Consider the following 5,867-nt stretch of genomic DNA (forward strand, 5'->3'; position numbering starts at 1 on the left):
CGCTGCGGGCAGTCGTGCCGCAGGGCGGCACGGGTGGGCGCAGCGACCTTGGCCATCAGCGGCCCGAGCGTCCACGCCGTGCGGTGCCGAAACTCGGGCGCCTGTGCAGCGTCGGTAGGTGCACTCCCGCACCCGTCGGTCACCTACCCACGGTGGTGGGTGCCGCTGCGCCCACCCGTGCCGCCCCAGCGGCACGATTGCCCGCAGCGGCGGGCGGCGGTGGAGAGGCGCGCCCCTCAGACTCCGCAGAACTCGTCCGCGCCCTTCCAGAAGCGGAACAAGTCGAATCCGCAGTACGTGTCGATCTCCTCGATGCAGAGCACCCCCAGCAAACCGTCGACCGCGTCGAAGAACACCCCGTTCACCGACGGCACCCACAGCAGCGCGAAAACGAACAGCAGCCCGAACGGGGCGAACGGCTCCACCTGGCGGCGGACGCCATGAGAGAGCCACGGCTCGATCACCCCGTACCCGTCCAGCCCCGGCACCGGCAGGAAGTTCAAAATCGCCGCCGTCACCTGAAGCAACGCGAGGAACGCCAGCGCGTACCGGAACGCCGGCGGCACGCCGTCCACCGCGCCCAGCCAGAACGGCGCCGTGCACACCACCGCGAACAGCACGTTCGTCAGCGGACCCGCCGCGGAGATCAGGCTGTGCTTCCACCGCCCCCGGATCCGGCCGCGCTCGATGAACACCGCCCCGCCTGGCAGACCGATCCCGCCCATGATCACGAACACGACGGGCAGCACCACGCTCAGCAGCGCGTGCGTGTACTTCATCGGGTTCAGCGTGAGATACCCCTTCGCGCCGACCGAGATGTCCCCGCCGTGCAGGGCGGTGCGCGCGTGCGCGTACTCGTGCAGGCACAGGGAGACGACCCACGCGGACGTCACGAAGAGGAACACCGCGAGCCCCGGCTCGGCCGCGAACCCCGTCCAGGTGGCCCAGCCGGTGACGGCCGAGACGGCCAGGATGCCCAGGAAGACGGGACTGACCCGCCGGTCGCTGGGACGGGTGGCGGCGGTGGTCATGGAACTCCCTGGATGAGAAGAGCGCGCGGGCCTGCCCGACCGTACCCGTGCCCGCCACGCCCGGAAAACGTTTCGCACGGGCGGCCGGTTCCGTGCAAGGTGGGGGCGCCCCTGACGCCGGGCCGCCTCACCGCCGCGGCCGGCACCGGAGAGAATGGACCCCGTGCGCTACCGCATCCTCGGCACCACCCAGGCAGTCCGCCCCGACGGCACCGTCGTCCCCGTGGGCGGCGCACGGCTGCGCGCCCTGCTGACCGTGCTCGCCCTGCGGGCCGGCCGCAGCGTGCCGGTCGGCCTGCTGGTGGAGGAGGTCTGGGACGGCGACCCGCCCGCCGACGCCACCGGCGCGGTGCAGGCCCTGGTGGGCAGGCTGCGCCGCGTGCTGGGCGCGGACGCGGTCGCCTCCGCCGACGGCGGCTACCGGCTCACCGCCGCGCCCGACGACGTCGACCTGCACCGCTTCGAGCGGCTGGCCGGCGAGGGCCTGCGCGCCCTGGGCGACGGCGACCCCGCCAAGGCGGCCACCGTGCTCGACGACGCCCTCGCCCTGTGGCGCGGCGGCCCCGCGCTGCCCGGGCTGCCCGACCGCACCGCCGAGGCGGCCCGCGTGCGGACGCGCCACCTCGACGTGGAGCGCGCCCGCCACACCGCCGCCCTGGCCCTCGGCCAGGCCGAGCAGTCCCTGCCCGAACTGACCGCCCTCTGCGACAGCCACCCCCTGGACGAGCCGCTCCAGACGCTGCGGCTGCGCGCCCTGCGCGACACCGGCCGCACCGCCGAGGCGCTCGCCGCCTACGACGAGGTGCGCCGGCTGCTCGCCGACCGCCTCGGCTCCGACCCCGGCGCGGAACTGCGCGCCCTGCACGCCGAACTGCTCAGCCCGGAGCCGGACGAGCCACCACCCGCCCGGCCCGGCGGCGGCCCCGCGCCCGGCAACCTGCGCGCCCGCCTCACCTCGTTCGTCGGCCGTGAGGCGGACATCGAGACGATCCGCGCCGACCTCACGGCCGCCCGCCTGGTGACGCTTCTCGGCCCGGGCGGGGCGGGCAAGACCAGGCTGTCGCAGGAGGCCGCCGAGACCGTGCGCGCCGCCCACCCCGACGGCGTATGGCTGGCGGAACTGGCTCCCGTGGACGACCCCGGCGCCGTGCCCGAGGCGGTCCTCACCGCCGTCGGCGCCCGCCAGACCGTGCTGTACGGCGCCGGCGCAGAGAGCATGCGGGCCGTCACCGACCGGCACAGCGCCCCCGTGGAACGGCTCGCCGAGCACTGCGGGCCCCGCCGCATGCTGCTGATCCTCGACAACTGCGAGCACGTCGTCGAGGCCGCCGCCCGTCTGGTGGAAACCCTCCTCGAGCGCTGCCCCGGCCTCACCGTCCTCGCCACCAGCCGCGAACCCCTCAACGTGCGCGGCGAGTTGCTGCGCCCCGTGGAGCCCTTGCCGGAACCGGTGGCGCTGCGCCTGTTCGCCGAGCGCGGGGCCGCCGCCCGTCCCGGCTTCCGCACCGACGACGACCCGGAGGCGTGCGCCGAGATCTGCCGCCGCCTCGACGGCCTGCCCCTCGCCATCGAACTCGCCGCCGCCCGGCTGCGGATGCTCACCCCGCGCCAGATCGCCGACCGGCTCGACGACCGCTTCCGCCTCCTCACCTCCGGCAGCCGCACCGCCCTGCCCCGCCAGCAGACCCTGCGGGCCGTCGTCGACTGGTCCTGGGAACTGCTCGACGCCGCCGAACGCGACGTGCTGTGCCGCCTGTCCGTCTTCGCGGGCGGCTGCGACCTCACCGCCGCCGAGGCCGTGTGCGGGCCCGCCGCCCTGGACGCGCTCGGCTCCCTCGTCGACAAGTCGCTGGTGGTGGCCGCGCCTTCGGGCGACGGCGGCATGCGCTACCGGCTGCTGGAGACCGTCGCCGAGTACGCGGGCGAACGCCTCGACGAGACCGGCGGCCGCGACGACGCCGAACGCGCCCACCTGACGTACTACCGCGAACTCGCCCGCACCACCGAGCCGATGCTGCGCGGCCCGCGCCAGGCGGAGGGCGTCGCCCGGCTGGAGCGCGAGTACGAGAACGTGCGCACCGCCCTGCGCCACGCCGTCACCCGGCGCGACGAGCAGGAGGCGATCTGCATCACCCTGTCCCTGGTCTGGTACTGGCAGATGCGCGACCTGCGCATCGAGGCCCGCAACTGGTGCAGGGAGGTCATGGCGCTCGCCCCCGACCCGTTCGCCGAACCCGTGCGGCCGGCCGCGCCGCTGTGGCAGCGCTGCACCGACCGGCCGCCCCCGCTGACCGGCGAGCTGCTCGCCGAGGCCCGCCGCGGGGTGCACCTGGCCCATCTCGCCCAGATGGACACCGAGCTGGACGACTGGCAGACCCCGCAGGCCCAGCACCGGCTGCGCCTGGTGGCCGCGACGTACGAGCCGGGGCTGCCGCAGGTCTGCCGCCCGCCGGGCCTGCTGTGGACCTTCGCCGTGATGCTCACCGGGGACATGGAGCGGCTGCGCGAGGTGGTGGACGCGGCGGTCCGCACCTCCCGGGAGAACCCCGGCTTCGAATGGGAGCTGGCCTGCAACCTCCAGCTGCGCGCCAACTTCCTCGCCAACCGCAGCGACTGGGCCGGCGACGCCCGCCGTGACGCCGACGAGGCCCTGGAGATCCACCGCAGGCTCGGCGACACCTGGGGCACCGCCGAGGCGCTCTCCGCGCGCGGCGAGGCCCGGGAACGCGCGGGCGCCTACCGGGAGGCCGCCGCCGACTACGAGGCGGCCATCGGGCACGCCGAACGCCTCGGTGCCCACTCCCACACGGCCGTGCTCACCGCCCGGCTCGGCAACGCGCTGATCGAGGCGGGGGACACCGAGCACGGGGAGCGGCTGCTGCGCGAGGTCATCGACAGCACCCGCGGCCGGCACATCGAGGCGCTGCCCGCCGCCCGGCTGTTCCTGATCGGCTGGCTGTGCGTCAGCGGACGCACGGCGGAGGCCCGCGAGCAGGTGCGGGCGCTGCGCGAGGAGTTCCGCATCGCGCACTACGTCGTCTTCGACGCGTTCATCCTCGGCGCCGAGGCCTATATCGAGGTGGCCGAGGGCGACGACGCGCGGGGGCTCGAGATCGCCCGGGAGGCGATCCGGCAGGCGAGCGACCCGCTGTCCGCGGCCATGGCCCCGCACATGACCGCCGCGTACCTGGTCGTGGCCGCCGTCGCCCTCGCCGGGCTCGACGGCGGACGGCACGCGCGGGACGCGGCCCGCTGCCTGGGCGCCGCCGGCTCCTGGCTGCCCGAGAGTCATCCCCAGGCGCTCGTGGAGCGCACCACCCGCGCCCGCGCCGAGGCCCGGATCCGGGAGGTGCTGGACGAGGCCGCCTTCGAGGCCGCGTACGCCGAGGGCGACGGCCTCTCCCAGGAGGAGGCCGTCGCCCTGCTCGACCCGGCGCGACCGCGGCCGGCGCACGGCGGCGCGTGATCAGGTCTTCGTACGGAAGGTGTGGATGGCGATCGGCGCCATGACCGCCGTGATGCCCACGGACCAGGCCAGCGTCAGCCACAGGTCGTGGGCGACCGGCCCGCCGACCATCAGCCCGCGCGCGGCGTCGGCCAGCGCGGACAGCGGATTGACCTGGGTGAAGGCCTCCAGCCAGCCCGGCATCGACTGCGTCGGAGCGAAGATCGACGAGCCGAACTGGAGCGGCATCAGCACCAGGAAGCCCATCGCCTGGACCGACTGCGCGTTCTTCATCACCACGCCCAGCGTGAGGAAGATCCACATCAGGGCGGACCCGAACACCGCGGACAGTCCCACGGCGGCGAACAGCCCCGGCCAGTTGTGGATGTCGAAGCCGACGAGCACACCGACGACCAGCAGGATGGCGGTGGCGATCAGCATCCGCACCATCTCGACCGAGATCTTCGCGAACAGCACCGAGCCGCGCCCGATGGGCAGCGACCGGAAGCGGTCCATGACCCCGGAGTTGAAGTCCTGGTTGAACCCGGTGCCCACTCCCTGGGCCATGTTCATGCCCATCATGGCCATCAGGCCGGGCACGATGTACTGCACGTACGCCTGCTGCCCGCCGCCCAGGGACTGACCGATCGAGCCGCCGAAGACGAACACGAACAGCAGGGTGAAGACGATCGGGAACAGCACGGCGTCGAACATCGACTCCGGGTCCTGCCGTATCCACAGCAGGTTGCGGCGCACCAGCGCCCCGGTGTGACGCAGATGGGCCCGTGGCGAGATCCGCGCGTCGGCGCGGAGGCCGGTGATGGCGGCGGTGGCGTTGGCGGTGGCGGTGGCGGCACTCATACGGCGACGACCTCCTCGTGGGTCTCGGCGGGCGCGGCGTCCTGCGGGGCACTGGCACGATGGCCGGTGAGGGACAGGAACACCTCGTCCAGGCTGGGCAGTTCGGTGGTGACGGAGCTGAGGGTGATGCCGCGCGCGGTGACCGCGCCGACCACGGCCGTCAACTGCTCGTCGCTGAGCACGGGGACGAGCACGGAGCTCCGCTCGGTGTCCACGGTCGTCGTGGCGAGCCCGGTGATCCCGAGGGAGTCGAGGGCGTTCGCCAGCGGGCGCAGCTCCAGCGGGTCGGCCGGCCGGATCCGCAGCGTGCGGCCGCCGACCTTGGCCTTCAGCTCCTCGATGCCGCCGCTCGCGATGACCTTGCCGCGGTCCACCACGGTCAGCTCGGAGGCGAGCTGCTCGGCCTCCTCCATGTACTGGGTGGTCAGCAGCACGGTCACCCCGTCGCCGACCAGCCGCTTCACCTCGTCCCACACCTCGTTGCGGGTGCGCGGGTCCAAGCCGGTGGTCGGCTCGTCCAGGTACAGCAC

The 5,867-nt window shown here is 74.2% G+C and carries 4 protein-coding genes; 1 reads left to right on the top strand and 3 read right to left on the bottom strand.

Translation table 11 applies throughout. The features are described 5' to 3' along the window. Nucleotides 1-236: 236 nt before the first annotated feature. Nucleotides 237-1,031: a site-2 protease family protein gene (locus tag CCN29_RS29260; protein WP_006130074.1), complete on the bottom strand. Its 795-nt coding sequence runs from the start codon at nt 1,029-1,031 to the stop codon at nt 237-239. Between the two features lie 154 nt (nt 1,032-1,185). Here CCN29_RS29260 and CCN29_RS29265 point away from each other — a divergent pair, with 154 nt between their 5' ends. Next, nucleotides 1,186-4,497 (top strand): AfsR/SARP family transcriptional regulator, encoded by a 3,312-nt coding sequence (locus tag CCN29_RS29265; protein ID WP_086685574.1) that lies wholly within the window; start codon nt 1,186-1,188, stop codon nt 4,495-4,497. Here CCN29_RS29265 and CCN29_RS29270 read toward each other — a convergent pair whose 3' ends face one another. Continuing rightward, nucleotides 4,498-5,337, bottom strand: a complete 840-nt coding sequence (locus tag CCN29_RS29270; RefSeq protein WP_006130076.1) for an ABC transporter permease — start codon at nt 5,335-5,337, stop codon at nt 4,498-4,500. Beyond that, on the bottom strand, nt 5,334-5,867 hold a 534-nt coding region (locus tag CCN29_RS29275; protein WP_143661400.1), incomplete at its 5' end, for an ATP-binding protein DrrA1-3 family domain-containing protein. The genes CCN29_RS29275 and CCN29_RS29270, both read right to left, overlap by 4 nt.

This window comes from Streptomyces pseudogriseolus (assembly GCA_002154585.1).
Lineage (GTDB): Bacteria > Actinomycetota > Actinomycetes > Streptomycetales > Streptomycetaceae > Streptomyces > Streptomyces pseudogriseolus.

What these genes read in the sequence shown, in the direction of transcription:
- CCN29_RS29260 (WP_006130074.1), bottom strand. Translation starts at nt 1,031, where the DNA reads ATGACCACCGCCGCCACCCGTCCCAGCGACCGGCGGGTCAGTCCCGTC.
- CCN29_RS29265 (WP_086685574.1), top strand. Translation starts at nt 1,186, where the DNA reads ATGGACCCCGTGCGCTACCGCATCCTCGGCACCACCCAGGCAGTCCGC.
- CCN29_RS29270 (WP_006130076.1), bottom strand. Translation starts at nt 5,337, where the DNA reads ATGAGTGCCGCCACCGCCACCGCCAACGCCACCGCCGCCATCACCGGC.